Source organism: Bacillus sp. 05T31 (assembly GCF_056396725.1).
Genome location: NZ_JBFTMA010000987.1, coordinates 1 through 1,873 on the forward strand (window position 1 = coordinate 1; position 1,873 = coordinate 1,873).

Here is a 1,873-nt window from a genome sequence, read left to right on the forward strand (position 1 = left end):
TCAATTACTTTCTGCGTCAACTCTTCATCACTCCTCAATAACTCATCAATTGTAATACCGAACAGATCACTTAAATGAATAATAATTTCAATGCTCGGATAGTTCTTTCCCGTCTCCCATTTCGAAACAGACTGCCTACTTACATGAATTTTTTCAGCCAAATCATTTTGTGACCAATTTCTTTTTCCCTTTCTTCTTTTAAACGTTCACTAAAAATCATACTGTGTTTATCACCTCTCTATGTCTAGTATGGTCAAATAAATGATGAAGAGTAAAGCTAGTTATCGTTGCGTAACCTGTGCAACTTGTGCGTTACATCTTAACATAGCGCCATTTCGCACTTTATGTCATGTAGATTTTATATACTTTTCTTCTATAATAATTTCCCGAACAATAAAAAGAAGAGAAACTAAACGCTTTTCTCTTCTTTAAAAGTTTCTATTAAAGCAGTACCGAATCTTTATCACTATCCTGGTTACGTTTCTCTCGTTCTTCTTCTAAGCGCTTCATATATACTTCGCCTTCTTTTTCGATAAAATCATTATCCATCTCTTGCTCTTTTTTCGAAGTATATAAAACCATGTAGCCACTCAATACAATCCCAATGATTACAAGATAAATCCACCATGGTAAAGTTTCCACTTTCGTTCATCCCTTTCCTTAGACAAGCCTTATTAGTTTCACTTTATGAGGAAAGAAGTGGATTTATGCTTAAAATTTCATCCCGCATTAACGGGCAGTAAGACTCCTACCTCAAAATTCAGCTGAAGCGAAGAAGTTAAGTGGGAGATCAACTGCCCGTAAACGCCCGATTGGTTCAACTAATAATCAGTGGGGGAGGGACAAAACCCCCACTGATTAAAGTTTCACTTTATTGTGGATTCTTCGCGAAGAACGCTTGTACATATTCCATAAACTCGATTGGCTCTTGGCGGAACGGCGCGTGGTATCCTTTTTCAATGATATGAAACGTACTATTTGCAAATAACTGATGATACAGTTCACCATTTTTCCAAGAAACACTCTTATCGTGTCGTCCCCAAATAATTAAAGTCGGTACCTTAATTTTATCTGCTTCCATCGCAATGCGGCGCTCTCTCATTTTCGTAAGCTGATCATAATGCTCTTTATCATCGCGACTATTTTTCACTTCATTTTTATTATAATCCGTAATCAAATCAATCGGCTTAGAAGAACGCCCAAACCCTAAAATATCAACTGCAATAATCGTATGATCCTTTACAAGTTCCGGATAAATATCATTAAACCCATCTGAAGAACCACCGAACCCGTGAAGCATAAGTAAAGGCGGTTTCCCCTCACCAATTTGCTTAAAATARATCGTCTGYCCATCAATCTGCGCCATACTCTCTTTCGTATTYAKCYTCATCATMACAGTATCYTTCACTTCTTCAACCTTCGCAATCGGCTTATCAACGAAGTTACATACTATTAATAAAACAAGAACAATACCGCTAATCATATAAAACTTAAACCGCTTCAAAATCCCCGTCTCCTTTCTCATGTTGCTATTTAAAGGTTTTACATTTTTTGGTTGTTTTATGTTTTCTTTTTTAACTGTAACCAACTTAGTTACAATCGTGTTAAAAAAATATAACTCACCGCTATTACTGATGGTTATTTTGTAACCATTATAGTTACATATGAAAAGTAAGTCAATTCTTTTCTCTGCATGGCCAAAAAATAAAGAAAGGGACTCCATGTTTGGTCTTATCCCTGTCAAGTAGACAGTATTAAAAAGACTAAGCAGCCATCGAGATTCGATATTCTATCGGAGCTCGATGGTTGAGTCGTTTTTGGAACCGTTTATAGTTATAAAAGTAAATATATTCTTCAATTGCTTGTATTAAAT

General features: G+C 35.7%; 3 protein-coding genes and 1 pseudogene. All 4 read right to left on the bottom strand.

The genetic code is table 11. The features are described from left to right. Positions 1-220: pseudogene (locus AC1DJR_RS30560) on the bottom strand (helix-turn-helix domain-containing protein); the annotation flags it as partial. Positions 221-441: 221 nt separating this feature from the next. Next, a complete protein-coding gene (locus AC1DJR_RS30565; RefSeq protein WP_002087191.1) occupies positions 442-642 on the bottom strand; it encodes a sporulation YhaL family protein in 201 nt (66 codons plus the stop codon). A 229-nt stretch (positions 643-871) separates the two neighbouring features. Further along, positions 872-1,483 (bottom strand): alpha/beta fold hydrolase, encoded by a 612-nt coding sequence (locus AC1DJR_RS30570; protein WP_477004319.1) that lies wholly within the window; start codon positions 1,481-1,483, stop codon positions 872-874. Between the two features lie 280 nt (positions 1,484-1,763). Next, positions 1,764-1,868: an IS3 family transposase gene (locus AC1DJR_RS30575; RefSeq protein WP_205206291.1), complete on the bottom strand. Its 105-nt coding sequence runs from the start codon at positions 1,866-1,868 to the stop codon at positions 1,764-1,766. Positions 1,869-1,873: the final 5 nt, after the last annotated feature.